We start from the raw sequence: 20,116 nt of genomic DNA, 5'->3' as shown, positions 1-20,116 counted from the left end.
TCTACCCGGCGGGGAGGCCGCACCCCAAAGTGGATCTTCCCGGACGCCGCACGCCCGGAAACGATCCTCCTACTGCTCCTCGAAGAGGCTCGTCACCGAACCGTCCTCGAACACCTCACGCACCGCGCGCGCGATCGTCGGGGCGATCGACAGCACCGTGATCTTGTCCAGCTCCAGCTCACCCGGCGTCGGCAGCGTGTCCGTGAACACGAACTCGCTCACCTTCGAGTTCTTCAGCCGGTCCGCCGCCGGACCCGACAGCACCCCGTGCGTCGCCGTCACTATGACATCGGCCGCACCGTGCGCGAACAGGGCGTCCGCCGCCGCACAGATCGTGCCACCCGTGTCGATCATGTCGTCGACCAGCACACACACCCGGCCCTCGACATTGCCCACGACCTCGTGGACGCTCACCTGGTTCGGCACGTCCTTGTCACGGCGCTTGTGCACGATCGCCAGCGGCGCGTCCAGCCGGTCGCACCAGCGGTCCGCGACCCGGACCCGGCCCGCGTCCGGCGACACGATCGTCAGCTTCGCACGGTCGACCTTGGCGCCCACGTAGTCCGCCAGGATCGGCAGCGCGAACAGGTGGTCCACCGGACCGTCGAAGAAGCCCTGGATCTGGTCCGTGTGCAGATCCACGGTGAGAATCCGGTCCGCACCCGCGGTCTTCATCAGATCCGCGATCAGCCGCGCCGAGATCGGCTCACGGCCCTTGTGCTTCTTGTCCTGACGGGCGTAGCCGTAGAACGGCACGATCACCGTGATGGAGCGGGCCGACGCGCGCTTCAGCGCGTCCAGCATGATCAGCTGCTCCATGATCCACTTGTTGATCGGAGCCGTGTGGCTCTGGATCAGGAAGCAGTCCGCGCCACGCGCCGACTCCTGGAAGCGGACGTAGATCTCACCGTTGGCGAAATCGAAGGCCTTCGTCGGCACGAGGCCCACACCCAGCTGGTGCGCGACCTCCTCGGCCAGCTCGGGGTGGGCGCGGCCGGAGAAGAGCATCAGTTTCTTCTCGCCGGTCGTCTTGATCCCGGTCACAGCACAGTCTCCTCAGACGTGTTCCTGGCGCCGCACACAGAGGTCCCGAAGTGCAACGAGCCAGCCGAAATGGGGTGAGCATCTATCACGGTACGCCGTGCGCGGCGCACCTGTTTCCGGTCAGCTTTCGCCGGCCGGGTTCTCCGCCGCCGCCTGAGCCGCCTGCGCGGCGGCACTTCCCGGACGCTTGCGCGCCACCCAACCCTCGATATTCCTTTGCTGGCCCCGGGCCACGGCCAGCGAACCCGCCGGCACGTCCTTCGTGATCACGGAGCCCGCCGCGGTGTAGACCCCGTCCCCGACCGTGACAGGAGCCACAAACATATTGTCCGAACCGGTACGGCAGTGGGAGCCGATCGTCGTGTGGTGCTTGTTCACACCGTCGTAGTTCACGAAGACGCTCGCCGCGCCGATGTTCGTGTGGTCCCCGATGGTGGCGTCCCCCACGTACGACAGGTGCGGAACCTTCGTCCCCTCGCCGATCGTCGCGTTCTTCATCTCCACGTACGTCCCGGCCTTCGCCTTCGGGCCGAGCTTCGTCCCGGGCCGCAGATAGGCGAACGGACCCACCGACGCCCCCGCGCCCACCTCGGCGCGGTCCGCCACCGTGTTGTCCACCCGGGCGCCCGCGCCCACCACGGTGTCCGTCAGCCGGGTGTTCGGGCCGACCTCGGCGTCCTCCGCCAGATGCGTGGCCCCCAGCAGCTGCGTCCCCGGGTGCACGACCGCGTCCCGCTCGTACGTCACCGTCACGTCGATCACCGTGGACGCCGGGTCCACCACGGTCACGCCCGCCGTCATCGCCCGCTCCAGCAGCCGCCGGTTCAGCAGCCCGCGGGCCTCCGCGAGCTGCACCCGGTTGTTGATCCCCAGGATCTCCCGGTGATCGGCCGCCACCGAGGCACCGACCCGGTGCCCGGCCTCGCGCAGGATCGACAGCACATCGGTGAGGTACTCCTCGCCCTGGCTGTTGTCCGTCCGCACCTTGCCCAGCGCGTCCGCGAGCAGCTGCCCGTCGAACGCGAACACCCCGGAGTTGATCTCCCGGATCGCGCGCTGCGCGTCGGTGGCGTCCTTGTGCTCGACGATCTCGGTGACCGCGCCCGTCGCCGCGTCCCGGACGATCCGGCCGTAGCCGGTGGAGTCCGGCACCTCGGCGCTCAGCACGGTGACGGCGTTGGCGTCGGCCCCGTGCGTGGCGGCGAGCGCGGCCAGCGTCTCGCCCGACAGCAGCGGGGTGTCGCCGCACACGACGATCACGGTCCCCTCGACGGACCCGCCCAGCTCGTCGAGCGCGACCCGCACCGCGTTCCCGGTGCCCTTCTGCTCGGCCTGGTAGGCGGTGCGCACCTGCGCGTCCGCCTCGGTGAGATGAGCGGTCACCTGCTCGCTCGCGTGGCCCACGACCACGACGAGGTGCTGCGGTTCCAGCTCACGGGCGGCTGCGACGACATGTCCGACGAGCGAACGCCCGGAGATCTCGTGCAGAACCTTGGGAGTCTTCGACTTCATGCGGGTGCCCTCACCCGCTGCGAGGACGACGACGGCTGCCGGGCGTACGGAGCTCACGAATAGGCCCTTCGGCTTCGGGTGGTGGACATCCGCAGGATACCGGGGGGCGCGGGACCGGACATGAGTGCGGGCCCCGACCTCGGTGGTCGGGGCCCGCGGCAGGGCTCCCGGGGAAGGAATCGAACCCTCATTCAATGGACCAAAACCATTTGTCCTGCCTTTAGACGACCCGGGATAGATCGCGCCTTATGTCCGATTCTCTTGATCGGCTCGTTTCGGCAGCACCTACTATGCCGTACCGCGCAGGCTCGGTGCGACGGTTCGGCAAGGAGGCGTTCCGGGCCCGTTCGACGGCTCGACGTGCTGTCCAGGTCTCCCGAAAATGGGATGCGGCCGCCCGTACGCTGGATGCCATGACCGCAACGGGGGCAGACCGGGAAGCGGCGGGGCCGACCACCCGCGGCTACTGGTGGTGGGAGCGGCGACGGAGTGTCGCGCTGGATGTGGGGCTGGCGCTGGTTTCGGCGCTGGAGTGTGCGCTGGAGGGGGTGGCGTTCGCGGGGGACACCGGGCTGCCGGTGTGGTTCGGGGTGGTGTTCGGGCTGCTGGCCGGCTCGGTGCTGCTGGTGCGGCGGCAGTGGCCGATCGCGGTGGTGCTGGTGTCGATAGCGACGACGCCGGCCGACATGGGCTATCTGATGGGCCTGGTCGGTCTGTACACGCTGGCGGCGTCCGAGGTGCCGCGGCGGATCACCGCGGTGCTGATGAGCATGACCCTGGTGGGGACGTTCATCGTGACGTACGTGCGGCTGAAGCAGGGCGTCGACGCGGACGCGGACTTCGGGCCCGGTGACTGGATCGTTCCCCTTCTCTCCCTGCTCGTGGCGCTCGGGCTGACCGCCCCGCCGGTGCTCTTCGGCCTGTACATAGGGGCGCGGCGCCGGCTGATGGAGAGTCTGCGGGAGCGGGCGGACTCGCTGGAGCGGGAGCTGTCGTTGCTGGCGGACCGGGCGGAGGAGCGTGCGGAGTGGGCGCGTACGGAGGAGCGGACCCGGATCGCGCGGGAGATGCACGACGTGGTGGCGCACCGGGTGAGTCTGATGGTCGTGCACGCGGCGGCGTTGCAGGCGGTGGCGCCGAAGGATCCGGCGAAGGCGGTGCGCAACGCGGCGCTGGTGGGGGACATGGGGCGGCAGGCGCTGACGGAGCTGCGGGAGATGCTCGGGGTGCTGCGGTCGGGGGATCCGGTGGCATCGCGGGTGACGGAGGTGCCGTTGGCTTCGGTGGGGCGTCCGGTGTCGGTGGTGGCGGAGGACGGGCCGCGGCTGGACGCGGTGGAGGTGCTGGTGGGGGAGTCCCGTGCGGCGGGGATGACGGTGGAGCTGTCGGTGGAGGGTGAGGTCCGGCCGTATGCCCCGGAGGTCGAGCAGACGGCGTACCGGGTGGTGCAGGAGGCGTTGACCAACGTGCACAAGCACGCGGCGGGGGCGCGGACGTGGGTGCGGCTGGCGCACCGGGGTGCCGAGGTCGCGATGCAGGTGGAGAACGGTCCGTCGGACGCGGGTACGGCGGATGCGGGGCTGCCCAGCGGGGGCAACGGGCTCGTGGGGATGCGGGAGCGGGTGCTGGGGCTGGGCGGGGTCTTCGTGTCGGGGCCGACGGACGCGGGGGGTTTCCGGGTCTCGGCGGTTCTGCCGGATGCGGCGGGTGCCCCGGGGGTCTGAGCCCGGGGCGGGGTGCTGTGTGCTGGTTCCGGGGCGGAGTGGAGTGGTGTCCTCGGCCCCGGATCGGGCGTCAGCCCGAAATCAGGCGTTCGGGCAGGATGCCCGTGATGAGGGTGGTGAGGGCGGCGTCGATGTCGGCGCCGAGGAACCAGTCGCCGGTGTGGTCGATGCTGTAGACGCGGCCCTCGGTGTCGATGGCGAGGACGGCCTGGCCGTCGCCCTCCTCGCCGAGGGGGGCCACTTCGGTCTCCAGTGCCCGGCCGAGGTCGCCGAGGGTGCGGGCGAGATGGAGTCCGCCCAGGGGGTCGATGCGGACGGGCGGGGGTGCGATCTGGCGGCCGGGGGAGGTCGCGGTGATGCGGAGTCCGCCGAATTCGGCCCAGGCCTCGACGGCCGCGGGGAAGACGGCGTGGCGGTGGCCCGCGGGGGAGGCGTGGGAGCGCAGGGCGTCGGCCCACTCCTCGGCCCGGCGGATGTCCCAGCGGCCGGGCTGCCAGCCGGCGGCGCGCAGGGCGTCGTCGACGGGGACGGCGAAGCGGGTGGAGTTGTGGGGGTCGCGGCGGCCGGGACCGGCCTGGGCGGGGAGGTCGGTGCGTTCCTGCATGGGTGCGGCGTCAGCCCTTCTCGGCGGTGGTGGCCGTCGCTGCGGTGGTGAGGTCGACGGGGCGGACGCCGAAGTGGGCGAGCATCACGGAGCAGGAGCGGCAGGGTGCCGCGTAGCTGCCGTGCAGCGGGTCGCCGTCCTCGCGGATGCGGCGGGCGGTGAGGCGGGCGTGCTTGAGGGCGCGGCGGGCCTCGCCGTTGGTGAGGGGCTTGCGCTGGGCTCGTTTGGAGCGGCCGGTCTCGGTGGCGGTGAGGTGGCGGGAGAGCAGTATGGCCTCGGGGCAGCGGCCGGTGAAGCGTTCGCGCTGCGCCGTGGGGAGGGTGTCGAGGAAGTCCTGGACGAGGTGGTGCAGGACGGGGGGCTGGTCGCCCTTGCCGGCGGTGCAGGTGAGGGTTTCGCCGCGTACGGAGAGGGCGGCGGCGACGGCGGGCAGGATGCCGTCGCGGCGCTGGGTCAGCCGGGGGACGCGGTCGGTTTCGTCGCTGCTCCAGCTGAGTCGTGGGTCTCCGGTGGTAACGGTCTGTGCTGAGTGTGCGGTGTGCATGGTGCTGTCCCTCCCGTGCCCGCAGCGGCCGCTGCCGAATGTGCACGCCCCCGTGTAGTGCGGGTGACAGCCTGCCAAATGTGTCGGGTCGTGTGAAAGCTGGGTCGGCGAAACGTGTCTGCGTGTCGCGCGGACGGGACGGGGACGTCGCTCTTCCGTCACCCGGTTGTGACGGTTGGTGACGGAGAGGGCCATGGGGCGACGGGGCGGGACCCGTTCCGGGGGCAGCGCATAGGCTGTGCCTGGACCGCCCCCGTGGGCAGGTCGGTCCTCATCAGCCAGAAGCACAGGGGGCAACCGCCATGACGACAGGTCGGCTCGGGCAGCAGGCCGCGCCACCGAACGCGGCCTACGCCGGGCAGCTCGTGCACTTCCCGGATCCGGTCCGGGCGTCGCGTCACCCCAGAGGGGTGCGGATGGATGCGAACGGCTGCCCCGACTTCGCGCCGTACGCGCGCGCCGCCGCGGAGATCGCCGAGCCTCCGCAGGGTTTCGGCGTGGACGAGCTGCGGCTCACGGACTACGTGTCGGCGAACGCGGCGCTGGCGGCGAGCGGGCACGAGCTGTGGGACACGATTCCCGCGGTGGCGACGCCGCACGGCTGGACCTGGCACCACGTGCCGGGCGGCCGGCGGATGGAGCTGGTGCCGGTGGAGGTGAAGGCGCTGCTGCGGCACCACGGGGGTCTGGCGACGACCGCGGTGGACCAGAACAAGCGGGGTACGCGTCCGCTCCAGGAGACCCGGCCCGCGCACTTCCGGCTGCCGAAGGGCGCGGTGGCGGTGACGGAGCAGCAGGTCCTGGGGGTCGAGGAGGACCTGGGGTACCGGCTGCCGGGTGCGTACCGCTCGTTCCTGAAGGCGGCCGGCGGGTCGGCTCCGGTGGGCGCGGCGCTGGACGCGGAGCTGGGGCTGCTGGTGGACCAGCCGTTCTTCACGGTGCGCGAGCAGGCGTCGGTGAACGATCTGGTGTACGTCAACAAGTGTCTGCGGGACCATCTGACGAAGGACTATCTGGGCGTCGGTTTCGTCCAGGGCGGGATCCTCGCGGTGAAGGTGCGCGGTGAGGCGCTGGGTTCCGTGTGGTTCTGCCTGTACGACGACGCGCGCGACCGGGACGGCTGGACGGTGCAGGAGCGGGTGGACCGGCTGCTGCTGCCGTGCGGTGCGGACTTCGACGCGTTCCTCCAGCGGCTGGCGGGCAATCCGCCGGAGCTGGAGACGGTGGCGAACCTGATGGTGGACGGTGGCTTCGCGCGGGCCGTCCCGGTGGAGGGGTGAGCGCGGTGGTGACCTTTGCGCAGGCGCAGGAGCGCGCGGACGAGTGGGTCAACGGTGATGTTCCGGCGTATCAGCACCGGGAGGTCCGGGTCCGTGAGTTCGAACTGGGTTTCGTGGTGTGGGCCGAGGACCGTGCCGAGGGACCGGTGTCGGACGGCGGCCGTCAGCGGCTGGTGATCGCCCGGGACAGTGGTGAGGCGACGCTGTGGCCGGGGCTGCCGGTGGGTGAGGTGATACGGCGGTACGAGGAGGAGTACGGGGCCGCGGCGGCCGAGCCGGTGGCTCCGGAGCCTCCGGCGCGGATCGATCTGAACCAGACCTCGTTCCTGCTGAGTCCTCCGGAGTGGTTGCAGGAGGCCGCGGACAAGCTGGGTATTCCGGACCACCGTGCCGGTGCGTCGGGGCAGACGCCTCCGCCGGCGCCCGCCCCGGCCCCGGCTCCCGCGCCCGTTGCGCCGGCCCCGTCGCCGATGGCCCCGCCGTCGATGGCTCCGCCGCCCCCGCCCGCCCCCGTGATGCCGTCCGCTCCCGCGCCGTCGGCGCCGCAGCCGCCGGTCGGGGCGACGCCGTGGGCGGGTACGGACACGAACGCGGGTTCCGACGAGGGCGAGGTGGAGCTGCCGGCGACGGTGTTCGCGCCGCCGCTCGTGGGTGCCGACGACGAGGAGCTGCCGCCCCGGGTGGTGCCGGCCGACGCGCCGACCGCGCTGATGTCCGGGGGCAGTCAGCTTCCGGCGACGGCGATCGTGCCGGGGCTTCCGCCGCACGGTCCCGGTGGTCCGCAGGGTCCGGGCGGTCCGCAGGGGCCGCCGCCGGGCCGCGGTGGTCCGGGCGACATCGCGGACGAGGCGACGAGCAAGGCTCCGATGACGCCGCGCGGTGCGCGGGGCGGGGGTCCGACGACCCCGCCGCCGCCCGGTGCGCCGGGTACGCCGGGGGCGCGGCCGGGTGATCCGGTGCCGCCGCCGTCGGGTCCGGGTGCGCCCGGGGCCCCGGCGGGCGGGTACGTCCCGACGCAGATGGTCTCCCAGCTCGGCCCGCCCGGTGCTCCCGGTGCTCCGCAGCCTCCTGGGGTGCCCGGCGCCCCGCAGCCGCCCGGTCCCCCCGGTCCGCCCCCGCCGCCCGGTTCGACGCCGCCGCCCGGCGGCGGTCAGGTGCACCACGCGGCCACGATGCTGGCCGACCCGTCGCAGATGGGTCCGTCGGCGCCGCAGCCGCCGGGGCCGCCCGGAGTTCCGGGTGCGCCGCAGCCTCCCGGCCCGCCCGGGATGCCCGGCGCGCCGCAGCCGCCCGGTCCGCCCGGTCCGCCGGGTGCTCCCGGTGCGCCGCAGCCTCCGGCGCCGCCCGGTGCGACGCCGCCGCCCGGCGGAGGGGTGCACCAGGCCGCGACGATGCTGGCCGACCCGTCCCAGATGGGTCCGTCGGCGCCGCAGCCGCCCGGTCCGCCCGGTCCTCCGGGGCCGCCCGGTGCCCCGATGGGGCACGGGGGATCGCTGGGCGGGGCCCCCGGCCCCGTACCGCAGCCCGGTTTCCCGCAGCCGCCGGCCGGTCAGCCGACGGTCGGCCCCGGCTACCAGGCCGTGCTGCGCTTCCGCGCGCCCGACGGCAGCGAACAGCAGCTGATCCGCCGTTCGGCGCCGGGCACCCCGCACCCCGAGTGGCAGATGCTGCACGAGCTGCGGGCGATGAACGTGCCGCCGCAGCAGGTCATCGAGCTGCACACGGAGCTGGAGTCGTGCGAGCTGCCGGGCGGGTACTGCGCCCGGATGATCCGGGAGACCTGGCCGCAGGTGCGGATCACCAGCGTCGCCCCGTACGGCACCGACCACGCGAGCCGGCAGCAGGGCATGCAGCATCTGCTGACGCACCAGGGCGAGCTGCACCAGGTCGCGGACGGTCCGGCGCGGCCGGCCCCGGTGCGGGCGCCGCTGCCGCCGGTGCAGCCCGCTCCGCCGGTGCCGCCGGAGGCCGTGGCCGAGGAGCTGTTGCAGAGCTTCGGTCCGCAGGGCGTGCTCCGGTTCGACCAGCGGGCGGTCTCCCGGCAGGGGGTGCCGGAGCTGGTGGCGCGGACGCTCGTGTGGGCGGGGCTGCCCGCCGACTTCGGGCCGTTCTTCTGGGCGCAGCCGGGGCAGCCGGTGGTGCCGACGCTGGCGGAGCTGGCCGCGCAGCGGCAGGTGCAGCCGGCTCCGGACGCGGGGTCGTACCTGGTGATGGGGTCCGACTTCGGCCGGGCGATCTGTGTGCAGTACGGCACGGCGCACATCGTGGCCGTGCCGGTGGAGGCGGGTGCGGACGGGCAGGCGGTGGCGCCGCAGTTCGTGAACACGGGGCTGCCCGAGTTCACCCGCTCGCTGGCGCTGCTGGGCCGGATGTGGCGGCTGCGGTACGGGCTCAACCCGGAGCAGGCGGGCCGCTGGACGGTCGACTTCCAGGCGCAGCTGGCGGCGCTGGACCCGGCGGCGCTGGCGTCGCCGGAGAGCTGGTGGTCGGTGCTGCTGGAGCAGATGTGGGACGGGCTGATCTGACCGTACGGTCGGGGCGGTCCGGCGGGGGCGCGGCGCTCCTCTCCTTCGGGGGAGGGGCGCCGCGCTCTTTTCGCGTGGTGGGGGTGGTGTGACGGGTGGGGCGGGTGCGGGCTGTGATGCCTGTCGCTTCCGTCCGGAATCCATCGAGTCGATTCCGACTTCCGTGTCAATTGCCGCATCCTTGACGTATTGCTTGATGGTCGGAGAGTCGGAAAGAGGCGTCCAGGATGAGTTCTGCACCGGTGTCCGCGTACGGCTTCGTCGGGGTGCGGGGGCGTGGCTACCGTCCGGAGCAGGTGGAGCGGGTGACGGCCGCGCTGACGGCGGAGCGCGACGGGGCGCGGGAGCGGCTGGCCCGGCTGGCGGAGCTGGCCGAGAGCCTGGTGGCGGAGTCGGCCCGGCTGGACGAGGTGGTCGCGGGTCTGGAGCCGCAGGACTACGCGTCGCTGGGGGAGCGGGCGCAGGAGATCCTGGCGCTGGCCGAGGGGGAGGCGCGGGCGGTGCTGACCGCGGCCCGGGAGGAGGCGCAGGCGGTGCGGGACGCGGCGGACGCCGCGGCGCGCGCGGTCCGCGAGTCGGCCCGCGAGGACGCGGCCGGGGTGCGGACGGCGGCGGAGCGGGCGGCCGGTGAGGTGCTGGACGCGGCCGGGGCACGGGCGGACGAGGCCCTCGCAGCGGCCCGGCAGGACGCGGGGCAGGCGCGCGAGGAGGCCGAGGCCGCGATGGAGGCGACCCGTTCGCGTACGGCGAGCGTGCTGGCGCACCAGGAGCAGGAGCACGGTGAGCGCGGGGCGGCGGCCGCGCGGGAGCTGGCGGACGCGGAGGCGGCGTGGGCGGCCCGGGAGGCGGAGCTGACCGAGCGGGCCGAGGCCGGTCTGGAGGCGGCGCGGCGGGCGCGGTCCCAGGCGCAGGAGGCCGCGCGGCACCGCGGGGAGGACGCCGACGCGCGGCGTCGTGAGCTGCTGGCCGAGGCCCGGATGCGTGAGGAGCGGGTGGTGCGGGAGACCGAGCGGATCCTGCGCGAGCACGAGGAGCGCCGTGAGGACGTGCAGGCGCACATGGCCCATGTGCGGGCGTCGCTGGCCGGTCTGACGGGGCGTGCGGTTCCGGCGAAGGACTGACGGGGGCACCGGGCGGTGCCCCCGGGGGCGATGGCCGGGGCTCAGGGGCGGGGCCAGGGGCGCTGGGAGAGGCGTTCGATGCTGGTGTTGAACCGCTTGAGGTAGCCGGCGAAGGCGGCGATGTCCTCGTCGGGCCAGTCGGCCATGACCTTGTCGAGTGCGTCGACGACGTGTTCGCGTTCCTGGTCGAGCAGGGCCGCGCCCCGTTCGGTGATGCGGAACTTGCGGGCCATGCCGCCCTCGGGGTCGGGGATGCGCTCGACCAGGCCGGCGCGGGTGGCGGCGGCGGTCTGGCGGTTGAGGGTGGAGGCGTCGAGGCCGAAGGCGTCGCTCAGTTCGCCGTTGGACATGGGGCCCTGGACGCGGATGCGGCTGAGCAGGATGTAGGCGCTGCGCTCCAGGCGTCCGAACCTGTGGCGCCTGCCCCGGTGCGCGAGGTCGTGCCGCCCGAGCAGCATCTGCTCGTACTCCACTTCGTCCGTGGGTCTGGCCATGTTCCCGGGTCCTCCTTCGGTGCGTCGGTCCATGGTCTCATGCGATGTGCATGCACCATGAAATGTGTATGACGCATTCCGCATGTATGATGCACGTCTTGTCCCGGTGGGCGGGACCGCGACCCCCAAGGAGTTCCCTTTCATGGATGCCCCACAGCCGACCGTCCGATCCGGCGGTGTGATCGCCACACTCGCCTTCGCCGGCACCGTGGCGGCGATCATGCAGACCCTGGTGACCCCGCTCATCGCGGAGCTGCCGAAGATCCTCGACACCTCGTCGTCCAACGCCGCCTGGGTGATCACCGTCACCCTGCTCGTCTCGGCCGTGTGCGTACCGGTCTCCGGCCGCCTCGGCGACCTGCTCGGCAAGCGGCGGATGCTGCTCGTCTGCGCGGTGCCGCTGGTCATCGGCTCGGTGGTGTGCGCGCTCTCGTCCACCGTCGTCCCCATGATCATCGGCCGCGGCCTCCAGGGCATGGGCATGGGCATGGTGCCGCTCGGCATCGCCCTGCTGCGCGACGTGGTGCCGAAGGAGAAGCTCAGCTCCTCCATCGCGCTGGTCAGCGCCTCGCTCGGGATCGGCGGCGCGCTCGGCCTGCCGATCGCCTCGGCCGTCGCCCAGTACGCCAACTGGCGCGTGCTGTTCTGGGGCTCCGCCGCCCTGGCGCTCGTCATCTTCGCCCTGATCTGGTTCCTCGTCCCGGACGTCCCGGCCGGTGCCAAGGGTCAGCGCTTCGACGCGGTCGGCGCCGTCGGCCTCGCCGTCGGCCTGGTCTGCCTGCTGCTCGCCGTCTCCAAGGGCGCCGAGTGGGGCTGGGCCTCCGGCACCACGATCGGCCTGTTCGCGGCCTCCGTCGTGGTGCTCCTCGCCTGGGGCTACTGGGAACTGCGCACCACCGACCCGCTGGTCGACCTGCGCACCACCGCCCGCCCCCGGGTGCTGATCACCAACATCGCCTCGCTCTTCGTCGGCTTCGGCATGTACGCCGGCATGCTCATCGCGCCGCAGCTGCTCCAGTTCCCCGAGGCCACCGGCTACGGCCTGGGCCAGTCGATGCTCCAGGCCGGTCTCTGGATGGCCCCCGGCGGCGTCATGATGATGCTCATCTCGCCCTTCGGCGGAAAGCTCACCGACGCCCGCGGCCCGAAGTTCACCCTGATCAGCGGCGTTCTGGTGATCGCCGCCGCCTACGGCATCGGCATCCTGCTCATGGGCTCCGCCTGGGGCCTGATGCTGTTCCTCATGGTCAGCAGCAGCGGTGTCGGCCTCGCCTACGGGGCGATGCCCGCCCTGATCATGAGCTCGGTCCCGGCCTCCGAGACCGCTGCCGCCAACGGCTTCAACACCCTGATGCGCGCGCTGGGCACCTCGATCGGCGCCGCCGTCATCGGCGCGGTCCTCGCGCAGATGACCACCGAGGCCGGCGGCTTCACCTTCACCTCCGAGGCGGGCTTCCGCACCGGGCTGATGTTCGGCTGCGGCGTCGCCCTCGTCGCCGCGCTGATCTCCGTGTTCATCCCGGCCGTCCGCGGCGCCGGTGCCCCCGGCGCCAAGGCCGACGCGACCGCCGCCCCGGAGGCGGTCACCGCCAAGGGCTGACCCGTACCCCCCACAGCCGGCGGCCCGGCCGCGCTCCCCTCGCGGGGGCGTGGCCGGGCCGTCCGGGGTTCAGGGCCGCCCCGACGGCGGCGCGCCCGCCAGGATCCACGGCTCCTGCCGCTCGTACAGCCGCCGCTCCTCCGCCGCCGTGCGCCGGCCCAGCACCGTGCCCAGCCAGCCCGCGACGAAACCGACCGGAATGGAGACCAGACCGGTGGTCGTGTACGGGAACCAGTTGAAGTCCCGGTCCGGGAAGACCGAGTCCGGCGCGCCCGAGACCAGATTGGTGCCGGTGATCAGGACGAACACGCTCAGCGTGCCGCCGATGAGCGTGCACAGCAGTCCGGTACGGGTGAAGCGCCGCCAGAACATGCTGTAGACCAGCGCCGGGGCCAGCGCCGAGGCCCCCACGCAGAACGACAGGGTGGCCAGGGCCTGGAGGTTCCAGTGCCGGGCCGGGACCGCCAGCGCGATGGTCACCAGACCCACGGCCACCGCCGCGCCCTGCGCCGTGGCCATCTCGGTCGGACCGTCCACCGGCCGCCGCTCCGGACCGCGCACCCCGTGTGCGAACAGATCGTGGGCCAGGGAGTTGGCGCAGGCCAGGATCATTCCGGCGACGGAGGCCAGCAGGGTCAGGAAGATCGCGGTGGTCATCGCCGTGACGGCCAGCGCCCCGCCCCGGCCGCCCGCCGCGACCACCCCGCTGACCTGGAGGATCGCGCTGTTGCCCTGGGGCGCGGCGGCGGTGATGGCGTCGTGGCCGACGAGCGCGGCGGCGCCGACGCCGATCAGGAAGAGCAGCGGGCACAGCGCGACGACCACGGTGACCGCCCAGGACATCGAGCGGCGGATGGCCGGGGCGGTGAGCGCGCTGGACATCCGCATGGTGATGTGCGGCAGACAGGCGGTGCCGAGCACGACGGTCAGCTCCGAGCTGATCATGTCGGCCGCGTTGCCGCCGAACTGGAGCCCGGAGCGCAGATACGCCCCGCCCGCCCCGCTGCCCTCCTTGGCGGCGGCGAACAGCGCGCCGGTGTCCCAGTGGAAGCGGTTCAGGATCAGTACGGAGACGGTGAGGCAGGCGGTGAACAGCACCACGATCTTGACGATGTGGACGAGCGCGGTGCCCTTCATCCCGCCGATCGCCGCATAGCCGATGATCACGGTCCCGAGGACGACGACGCATCCGGTGCGGAAGTCGGAACCGTCGAACCCCAGGATGAAGGCGAGGAGTTCACCGCTGCTCGCGAGCTGGAAGACCATCATCGGCAGGAGCGCGGCCAGGGTGGCCGCGCACGCGGTGATCCGCACCGCCCGGCCCGGGGCCCGGCGGGTGAGCATGTCGCCCATGGTGAACCGGCCCGCGTTGCGCAGGGGTTCGGCCAGCAGGAACATCAGCAGCATCAGCGAGAGCGCGGTGCTCAGGGTGAGCACGAGGCCGTCGTAGCCGGTGAGGGCGATGATGCCGGTGGTGCCGAGGACGGTGGCGGCCGAGATGTAGTCACCGGCGATGGCGAGCCCGCCCCGGAGCGGGGAGAGCGAGCGGTAGCCGGTGTAGAACTCGTCCAGGTCGTCGCGGTCGGGCCCGGTCAGCACGCAGAGCAGCAGCGTGATCGTGGCCACCGCGACGAAGGCGGCCAGGGACATGGACTGGGCGGACTCGTCGAAGCCGTTCACCGCCGGGCCGCCGTTCTGCGCAGCCCCGCGGCGCGCGGGTCCACGGTCCGCCGCGCGATCCGCTCGTACAGGGCGATCGCCAGCAGGGTGACGGGCAGTTGGCACAGCCCGAGGGCCAGACCGACGGTGAGACCGCCGCCCACGGGCCGGCCCATGAAGGACGGGGCGAAGCCCGACAGGACCAGGAACAGCGTGAAGTAGCCGAGCGCCGTGAAGGTCGCGGTGCGCCGCAGCAGCCGGTAGGCGGCGCGCAGCCGGCGGAGGTCCCCGTGGTTCCCGGGCGCGGGGGTGAGCGCCGGGGCGGAGGGGGCGGCCGGTGGTGCGGTCCCGAGCGCGGACTGTCGTGCGGAGATGCGCCGGGCGGGGTGCGGGGGGTCGTACGACATGGTGGTGCCGCTCCTCGCATGCTCGTGCGGTGCGGGAGGCGAACGTTACTCGCCGGTATGCGCGACTGGGGAGGGGTTCCGGCGAACTGCCCTTGTTCCGTACGGGAGTTGGCTGTAATTCGCCCCTCAGTCCGCCGCCTTCGCCGCCCGCTCCGCGGGCTCGTCCGGGAGGACCGGGAAGCGCCTCGGCGCCACCACGACGAGCACCAGCAGCGCCACCACCGCGGCCCCGGCCGCCCCGAGGTAGACCCGGTCGACCGCGGCGTCGACGGCCCGCCGCACCTGGTCCCGGGCCGCCTCCGACAGCGCGCCCGGATCCGTCAGCGCATGCGAGACCGCGTCCACGTCGCGGGGCAGCCCCGGCACCCCGGACGCCGCCAGCCGGGCCGCCAGCACCGCGTTGGCGAGGGCGCCGAAGACCGCGGCGCCGATGCTCTGGCCGAGCTGCCGGCAGAAGAGCACCGACGCCGTCGTCGTCCCGCGCTCCGCCCAGCCCACCGTCGACTGCACCCCCACGATCAGCGGCAGCTGGAACAGCCCCAGCGCCGCCCCGAGCAGCAGCATGATCAGCGCGGGCTGCCAGGCCTCGCCCGGATACGGCAGCAGCGGGAAGGCCAGCAGCACCAGCAGGGCCCCGCTCATCCCGGTGATCGCGGTCCGGCGGAAACCGATGCGGTGGTAGACCCGGTCCGAGAACGCCGCCGAGACCGGCCAGCTCAGCGTCATCACGGAGAGCACGAACCCGGCCGCGATCGGCCCGAGTCCCAGCACCGACTGGGCGTACGTCGGCAGGAACACCGTCGGCGCGACCATCAGCAGCCCCATCGCGCCCAGCGCCAGATTGACCGAGACGATGGTGCGCCGTCGCCACACCCAGCCCGGGATGACCGGTTCGGCGGCCCGCCGCTCGATCACGACCGTCACCGCGGCGAGCACGGCCGCCCCGCCCAGCAGTCCGAACGAGGGCGCCGACAGCCACGGCCAGGCGACGCCGCCCTGGACCAGCGCGGTCAGCAGCAGGGCCCCGGTCGCGAACACGGCGAGCGAGCCCGCCCAGTCGATCCGGGGCCGGGGCGCACCGGCCGCCCGGCGCGGCCGGGCGGGCTCATGGAGGTGGCGGACGACCAGCAGCAGCGCCAGCGCCCCCACCGGCAGATTGACCAGAAAGATCCACCGCCAGTCCGCGTACACCGCGAACAGCCCGCCGATCACCGGCCCCGCGACCGCGGAGGTGGCCCAGACCGTGGAGAGCCGGGCCTGGATCCTCGGCCGCTCCTTCAGCGGGTAGAGGTCCGCCGCGATCGTCTGCACCGTGCCCTGGAGCGCGCCGCCGCCGATGCCCTGGACCACCCGGAACGCGATCAGCGCCGCCATGTTCCACGCCGCCGCGCACAGCACCGAACCGATCAGGAAGAACACCACGCCCGCGATCAGGACCGGCTTGCGCCCGAAGGTGTCGGAGAGCTTCCCGTACACCGGCAGTGTCACCGTCACCGCGAGCAGATAGCCGGAGAAGAGCCACGAGAAGACGGAGAGCCCGCCGAGATCGCCGACGATCTGCGGGACGGCGGTCGACACGATCGTGCCGTCGATGGCCGCCAGCGCCATGCACAGCATCAGCGCGGCGACCACGGGGCCGCGCCCCCGGGACGCAGGGGAAGGGGCGGGTCCGGTTCCGGACCCCGATATCGCCTCTGTGCCGCCGTCCGTGGAGCCCACCAGGATTCCTTCCCTATGCATGTATCCGCCGGACACTGTCTCACCTGCGGCTCCCGGTGGGCAGGGGGCACGGAGGACCGGCCGGACGGCGGGGCGTCTCCACCCAGGGGTGTGGACCCGGGGGTGCAGTCCCCGAGACCGGCATCGGCCCAGGGGACCAGACCCCTAGGGGGAGCTCCTTACATCCGCCCAGGGACCGTTCCTCCCGCCGGAGGACGTGCCCGCTCCCGCCGCTCCGTAGCGTTGTCGACAGACCGCGAGTGCGGGGGACCGGAAGGGACGGGGTGGGGAAAACCCCACCCGAAGACTGCGCTGCGCACCAGCGCGCACGACCCCCTCCGACGACCAGACTTCACACCAGACGGCGACACCGCGTCGCCGACCGACCGAGGAGAAAACCGTGACAACGGCTGTCAGCATTCCCAGGCACGGGGGCACTGGAGGGCGTACGGCCGTGGCTGCGCGGGCGCGGCAGGTCGTCAAGGCGTACGGCACCGGGGAGACCCGGGTCGTCGCGCTCGACCATGTCGACGTGGACATCACCCGCGGCCAGTTCACGGCCATCATGGGCCCGTCGGGCTCCGGCAAGTCGACGCTCATGCACTGCCTCGCCGGACTGGACACCGTGACCTCCGGTCAGATCCACCTGGCCGAGACCGAGATCACCGGCCTCAAGGACAAGAAGCTCACCCAGCTGCGCCGCGACCGCATCGGCTTCATCTTCCAGGCGTTCAACCTGCTGCCGACGCTCAACGCCCTGGAGAACATCACGCTGCCCATGGACATCGCGGGCCGCAAGCCCGACGCCGCCTGGCTCCACCAGGTCGTGGAGACCGTGGGCCTCGCCGGCCGGCTCAAGCACCGCCCGACCGAACTCTCCGGCGGCCAGCAGCAGCGCGTCGCCGTGGCCCGCGCGCTCGCCGCCCAGCCCGAGATCATCTTCGGCGACGAGCCCACCGGCAACCTGGACTCGCGGGCCGGCGCCGAGGTGCTGACCTTCCTGCGCAAGTCCGTCGACGAGCTGGGCCAGACCATCGTCATGGTCACCCACGACCCGGTCGCCGCCTCCTACGCCGACCGCGTCCTCTACCTCGCGGACGGCCGCATCGTGGACGAGATGCTCAACCCCACCGCCGAACAGGTGCTGGACCGCATGAAGGACTTCGACGCGCGCGGGCGGACCTCATGACCGTGTGGAAGACCTCGATGCGCAACTTCTTCGCGCACAAGGGACGCATGGCGCTCTCCGCCGTCGCCGTCCTGCTCTCGGTGGCGTTCGTGTGCGGCACGCTCGTCTTCACCGACACCATGAACACCACCTTCGACAAGCTGTTCGCGGCGACGTCGGCCGATGTCACGGTCAGCCCCAAGTCGGCCAAGGTCACCGACATGCCGGAGAACGGCAAGCCGGAGTCGCTGCCCGCCTCCCTCGTCGCCCGGGTCGCGAAGGCCGAGGGCGTCGCCAAGGCCGAGGGCGCCGTCTCCAGCGGCTCGGTCACCGTCGTCGACAGCCACAACAAGAACATGGGCTCCGACACCGGCGCCCCCACCCTCGCGGGCAACTGGACCTCCAACGACCTGCGGTCCATGGAGATCACCTCCGGCCACGCCCCGCGCGGCCCGACCGAGGTCATGGTCGACGCCGACACCGCCGACAAGCACGGTCTGAAGCTCGGTGACGAGCTGCGCACCATCACCGTCACCGGCGACATCCGGGCGAAGATCACCGGCATCGCCACCTTCAAGGTCACCAACCCGGGCGCGGCCGTCGTCTACCTCGACACCGCCACCGCCCAGCAGCGGCTCCTCGGCCGCCCCGACGCCTTCACCCAGATCTCCGTCACCGCCGCGTCCGGCGTCAGCGACGCCGTACTGAAGCAGAACGTCACCAAGGCGCTCGACGGCTCCGGCGCGTACAAGGTCCGCACCCAGAAGGAGGCCGCGGCGGACAACAAGGACTCCATGGGGTCCTTCCTCGACGTGATGAAGTACGCGATGCTCGGCTTCGCCGGAATCGCCTTCCTCGTCGGCATCTTCCTGATCGTCAACACCTTCTCCATGCTGGTCGCCCAGCGCACCCGCGAGATCGGCCTGATGCGGGCCATCGGCTCCAGCCGCAAGCAGGTCAACCGGTCCGTGCTGATCGAGGCGGTCCTGCTCGGCATCGTCGGCTCCGTCCTCGGCGTCGGCGCCGGTGTCGGACTGGCCGTCGGCCTGATGAAGGTCATGGGCGCCATCGGCATGGAGCTGTCCACCGAGGACCTCACCATCGCCTGGACGACCCCCGTGGTCGGCCTCGCGCTCGGCATCATCGTCACCGTCCTCGCCGCGTACATCCCGGCCCGCCGGGCCGGCAAGGTCTCCCCGATGGCCGCCCTGCGCGACTCCGGGACGCCCGCCGACGCCCGCTCGGGCTGGATCCGCGCCGGCATCGGCCTGGTCCTCACCGGCGGCGGCGCCGCGGCCCTGTGGGCGACCACCCAGGTCGACAAGGCCGGCGACGGCTCCCTGTACCTCGGGGCCGGCGTCGTGCTCACGCTCATCGGCTTCATCGTGATCGGCCCGCTGCTGGCCGGGATCGTCGTCCGGGCGCTCAGCGTCGTCGTCCTGCGCCTCTTCGGCCCGGTCGGCCGGCTCGCCGAGCGCAACGCCCTGCGCAACCCCCGCCGCACCGGCGCCACCGGCGCGGCCCTGATGATCGGCCTGGCCCTGGTGGCCTGCCTCTCGGTCGTCGGCTCCTCGATGGTCGCCTCGGCCACCGACGAACTCGACAAGTCCGTGGGCACCGACTTCATCGTGCAGTCGGGCAGCGGACAGCTTGTCGTGCCGCAGGCCGCCGAGGCCGTCGAGAAGACCCCCGGCATCGATCACGTCACCCACTACCGGGTCCTCAAGGCGGACCTCACCAACCCCGACGGCTCGACCGACGACACCCACGTCACCGCCGCCGACCCCACCTACCCCCAGGACCTGCGGCGCGAGACCGTCGCCGGCGACCTGGCCGCCGCCTACGGCGAGAACGCCATGTCGGTCGGCTCGGACTACGCCGACAAGCACGGCATCAAGGTCGGCGACACGATCACCGTCGACTTCAAGGCCGGCGACACCGCGAAGCTGAAGGTCGCGGCGATCACCTCCGACGACACCAACGTCGACCAGGGCGCGATGTACCTGAGCACCGCGACCGCCCAGCGCCACATCGCGCAGGGCAGCATGCCCTCGGACATGCTGCTGTTCGCCATGGCCGAGGACGGCAAGGAGAAGGAGGCGTACGCCGCCCTCAAGACCTCGCTCGACGCCTATCCCCAGTACAAGGTGCAGAACCAGGCCGACTTCAAGCAGGACCTGAAGGACCAGGTCGGCCAGCTCCTGAACATCGTGTACGGACTGCTCGCCCTGGCGATCATCGTCGCGGTCCTGGGTGTCGTGAACACCCTCGCCCTCTCGGTCGTCGAGCGGACCCGTGAGATCGGCCTGATGCGCGCCATCGGCCTCTCCCGCCGCCAGCTGCGCCGGATGATCCGCCTGGAATCCGTGGTCATCGCCCTCTTCGGCGCCCTGCTCGGGCTCGGCCTGGGCATGAGCTGGGGGACCTCGGCCCAGAAGCTGCTGTCCCTGGAGGGACTGCAGGTCCTGGAGATCCCCTGGCCGACCATCATCGCGGTCTTCGTCGGCTCCGCCTTCGTGGGACTCTTCGCCGCCCTGGTCCCGGCCTTCCGGGCCGGCCGGATGAACGTCCTCAACGCCATCGCCACCGACGGCTGAGGCAGCCCCTCCGCATAGACTGACCCGACCGGCCCCGGACGTTCCTCCAAACGCCCGGGGCCGGAATCGTGCGCGGGGTCCGGCCGTCCCGCCCGTCGGCGGGGCGGCTGTCGGTGCG

Annotated in this window: 15 protein-coding genes and 1 tRNA gene; 7 read left to right on the top strand and 9 right to left on the bottom strand. The window is 72.6% G+C overall.

The genetic code is table 11. The features are described 5' to 3' along the window. Window positions 1-69 precede the first annotated feature (69 nt). The 3 genes from ACZ4FH_RS15710 to ACZ4FH_RS15700 form a co-directional block, all read right to left on the bottom strand. Complete coding sequence (locus tag ACZ4FH_RS15710) at window positions 70-1,044, bottom strand: ribose-phosphate diphosphokinase (RefSeq protein ID WP_467305089.1); 975 nt, start codon at window positions 1,042-1,044, stop codon at window positions 70-72. A 120-nt stretch (window positions 1,045-1,164) separates the two neighbouring features. Further along, on the bottom strand, window positions 1,165-2,613 hold the full coding sequence (gene glmU / locus ACZ4FH_RS15705; RefSeq protein WP_467305087.1) for a bifunctional UDP-N-acetylglucosamine diphosphorylase/glucosamine-1-phosphate N-acetyltransferase GlmU: 1,449 nt from the start codon (window positions 2,611-2,613) through the stop codon (window positions 1,165-1,167). A 107-nt stretch (window positions 2,614-2,720) separates the two neighbouring features. Continuing rightward, a tRNA-Gln gene (locus ACZ4FH_RS15700) sits at window positions 2,721-2,791 on the bottom strand. A gap of 178 nt (window positions 2,792-2,969) precedes the next feature. Between ACZ4FH_RS15700 and ACZ4FH_RS15695 the strand changes: the two genes are divergently transcribed. After that, on the top strand, window positions 2,970-4,280 hold the full coding sequence (locus tag ACZ4FH_RS15695) for a sensor histidine kinase (RefSeq protein ID WP_467305085.1): 1,311 nt from the start codon (window positions 2,970-2,972) through the stop codon (window positions 4,278-4,280). A 70-nt stretch (window positions 4,281-4,350) separates the two neighbouring features. On the opposite strand, the gene ACZ4FH_RS15690 is transcribed toward ACZ4FH_RS15695, so the two are convergent. Together ACZ4FH_RS15690 and ACZ4FH_RS15685 are read right to left on the bottom strand one after the other, a co-directional pair. After that, a complete protein-coding gene (locus tag ACZ4FH_RS15690) occupies window positions 4,351-4,884 on the bottom strand; it encodes an SUKH-3 domain-containing protein (RefSeq protein ID WP_467305084.1) in 534 nt (177 codons plus the stop codon). 10 nt (window positions 4,885-4,894) lie between these two features. Next, on the bottom strand, window positions 4,895-5,428 hold the full coding sequence (locus ACZ4FH_RS15685) for a YwqJ-related putative deaminase (protein WP_383649128.1): 534 nt from the start codon (window positions 5,426-5,428) through the stop codon (window positions 4,895-4,897). Window positions 5,429-5,730: 302 nt separating this feature from the next. Here ACZ4FH_RS15685 and ACZ4FH_RS15680 point away from each other — a divergent pair, with 302 nt between their 5' ends. From ACZ4FH_RS15680 to ACZ4FH_RS15670, 3 genes are all read left to right on the top strand, one after another. Beyond that, window positions 5,731-6,708 (top strand): SMI1/KNR4 family protein, encoded by a 978-nt coding sequence (locus ACZ4FH_RS15680; RefSeq protein ID WP_383649126.1) that lies wholly within the window; start codon window positions 5,731-5,733, stop codon window positions 6,706-6,708. 5 nt (window positions 6,709-6,713) lie between these two features. Then, window positions 6,714-9,233, top strand: coding sequence for an SUKH-4 family immunity protein (locus ACZ4FH_RS15675; RefSeq protein ID WP_467305080.1), 2,520 nt, complete (start codon window positions 6,714-6,716; stop codon window positions 9,231-9,233). Window positions 9,234-9,460: 227 nt separating this feature from the next. Next, on the top strand, window positions 9,461-10,354 hold the full coding sequence (locus ACZ4FH_RS15670; RefSeq protein WP_467305078.1) for a cellulose-binding protein: 894 nt from the start codon (window positions 9,461-9,463) through the stop codon (window positions 10,352-10,354). Window positions 10,355-10,395: 41 nt separating this feature from the next. Here ACZ4FH_RS15670 and ACZ4FH_RS15665 read toward each other — a convergent pair whose 3' ends face one another. Next, window positions 10,396-10,848, bottom strand: coding sequence for a MarR family winged helix-turn-helix transcriptional regulator (locus ACZ4FH_RS15665; RefSeq protein WP_467305076.1), 453 nt, complete (start codon window positions 10,846-10,848; stop codon window positions 10,396-10,398). A 142-nt stretch (window positions 10,849-10,990) separates the two neighbouring features. On the opposite strand from ACZ4FH_RS15665, the gene ACZ4FH_RS15660 reads away from it, so the two are divergent. After that, complete coding sequence (locus ACZ4FH_RS15660) at window positions 10,991-12,448, top strand: MFS transporter (protein ID WP_467305074.1); 1,458 nt, start codon at window positions 10,991-10,993, stop codon at window positions 12,446-12,448. A gap of 69 nt (window positions 12,449-12,517) precedes the next feature. Here ACZ4FH_RS15660 and ACZ4FH_RS15655 read toward each other — a convergent pair whose 3' ends face one another. The 3 genes from ACZ4FH_RS15655 to ACZ4FH_RS15645 all read right to left on the bottom strand — a co-directional run bounded on the left by ACZ4FH_RS15655 (window position 12,518) and on the right by ACZ4FH_RS15645 (window position 16,254). Further along, a complete protein-coding gene (locus tag ACZ4FH_RS15655) occupies window positions 12,518-14,128 on the bottom strand; it encodes a sodium/solute symporter (protein WP_467305072.1) in 1,611 nt (536 codons plus the stop codon). Beyond that, window positions 14,125-14,514, bottom strand: a complete 390-nt coding sequence (locus ACZ4FH_RS15650; protein ID WP_467305070.1) for a DUF485 domain-containing protein — start codon at window positions 14,512-14,514, stop codon at window positions 14,125-14,127. Before ACZ4FH_RS15650 ends, ACZ4FH_RS15655 begins: the two co-directional genes overlap by 4 nt. Before the next feature lie 126 nt (window positions 14,515-14,640). Beyond that, on the bottom strand, window positions 14,641-16,254 hold the full coding sequence (locus ACZ4FH_RS15645) for an MDR family MFS transporter (protein WP_467305069.1): 1,614 nt from the start codon (window positions 16,252-16,254) through the stop codon (window positions 14,641-14,643). Window positions 16,255-16,633: 379 nt separating this feature from the next. On the opposite strand from ACZ4FH_RS15645, the gene ACZ4FH_RS15640 reads away from it, so the two are divergent. Together ACZ4FH_RS15640 and ACZ4FH_RS15635 are read left to right on the top strand one after the other, a co-directional pair. Beyond that, window positions 16,634-17,422, top strand: a complete 789-nt coding sequence (locus ACZ4FH_RS15640; protein ID WP_383649112.1) for an ABC transporter ATP-binding protein — start codon at window positions 16,634-16,636, stop codon at window positions 17,420-17,422. Continuing rightward, window positions 17,419-19,998, top strand: coding sequence for an ABC transporter permease (locus ACZ4FH_RS15635; protein WP_467305067.1), 2,580 nt, complete (start codon window positions 17,419-17,421; stop codon window positions 19,996-19,998). The genes ACZ4FH_RS15640 and ACZ4FH_RS15635 overlap by 4 nt, the downstream gene beginning before the upstream one ends. Window positions 19,999-20,116: the final 118 nt, after the last annotated feature.

It is taken from the genome of Streptomyces sp. NPDC024555 (assembly GCF_055559335.1).
This window is presented reverse-complemented; position numbering and strand designations above follow the sequence as displayed.

What these genes read in the sequence shown, in the direction of transcription:
- ACZ4FH_RS15695 (WP_467305085.1), top strand. Translation starts at nt 2,970, where the DNA reads ATGACCGCAACGGGGGCAGACCGGGAAGCGGCGGGGCCGACCACCCGC.
- ACZ4FH_RS15690 (WP_467305084.1), bottom strand. Translation starts at nt 4,884, where the DNA reads ATGCAGGAACGCACCGACCTCCCCGCCCAGGCCGGTCCCGGCCGCCGC.
- ACZ4FH_RS15685 (WP_383649128.1), bottom strand. Translation starts at nt 5,428, where the DNA reads ATGCACACCGCACACTCAGCACAGACCGTTACCACCGGAGACCCACGA.
- ACZ4FH_RS15680 (WP_383649126.1), top strand. Translation starts at nt 5,731, where the DNA reads ATGACGACAGGTCGGCTCGGGCAGCAGGCCGCGCCACCGAACGCGGCC.
- ACZ4FH_RS15670 (WP_467305078.1), top strand. Translation starts at nt 9,461, where the DNA reads ATGAGTTCTGCACCGGTGTCCGCGTACGGCTTCGTCGGGGTGCGGGGG.
- ACZ4FH_RS15665 (WP_467305076.1), bottom strand. Translation starts at nt 10,848, where the DNA reads ATGGCCAGACCCACGGACGAAGTGGAGTACGAGCAGATGCTGCTCGGG.
- ACZ4FH_RS15660 (WP_467305074.1), top strand. Translation starts at nt 10,991, where the DNA reads ATGGATGCCCCACAGCCGACCGTCCGATCCGGCGGTGTGATCGCCACA.
- ACZ4FH_RS15650 (WP_467305070.1), bottom strand. Translation starts at nt 14,514, where the DNA reads ATGTCGTACGACCCCCCGCACCCCGCCCGGCGCATCTCCGCACGACAG.
- ACZ4FH_RS15645 (WP_467305069.1), bottom strand. Translation starts at nt 16,254, where the DNA reads ATGCATAGGGAAGGAATCCTGGTGGGCTCCACGGACGGCGGCACAGAG.
- ACZ4FH_RS15635 (WP_467305067.1), top strand. Translation starts at nt 17,419, where the DNA reads ATGACCGTGTGGAAGACCTCGATGCGCAACTTCTTCGCGCACAAGGGA.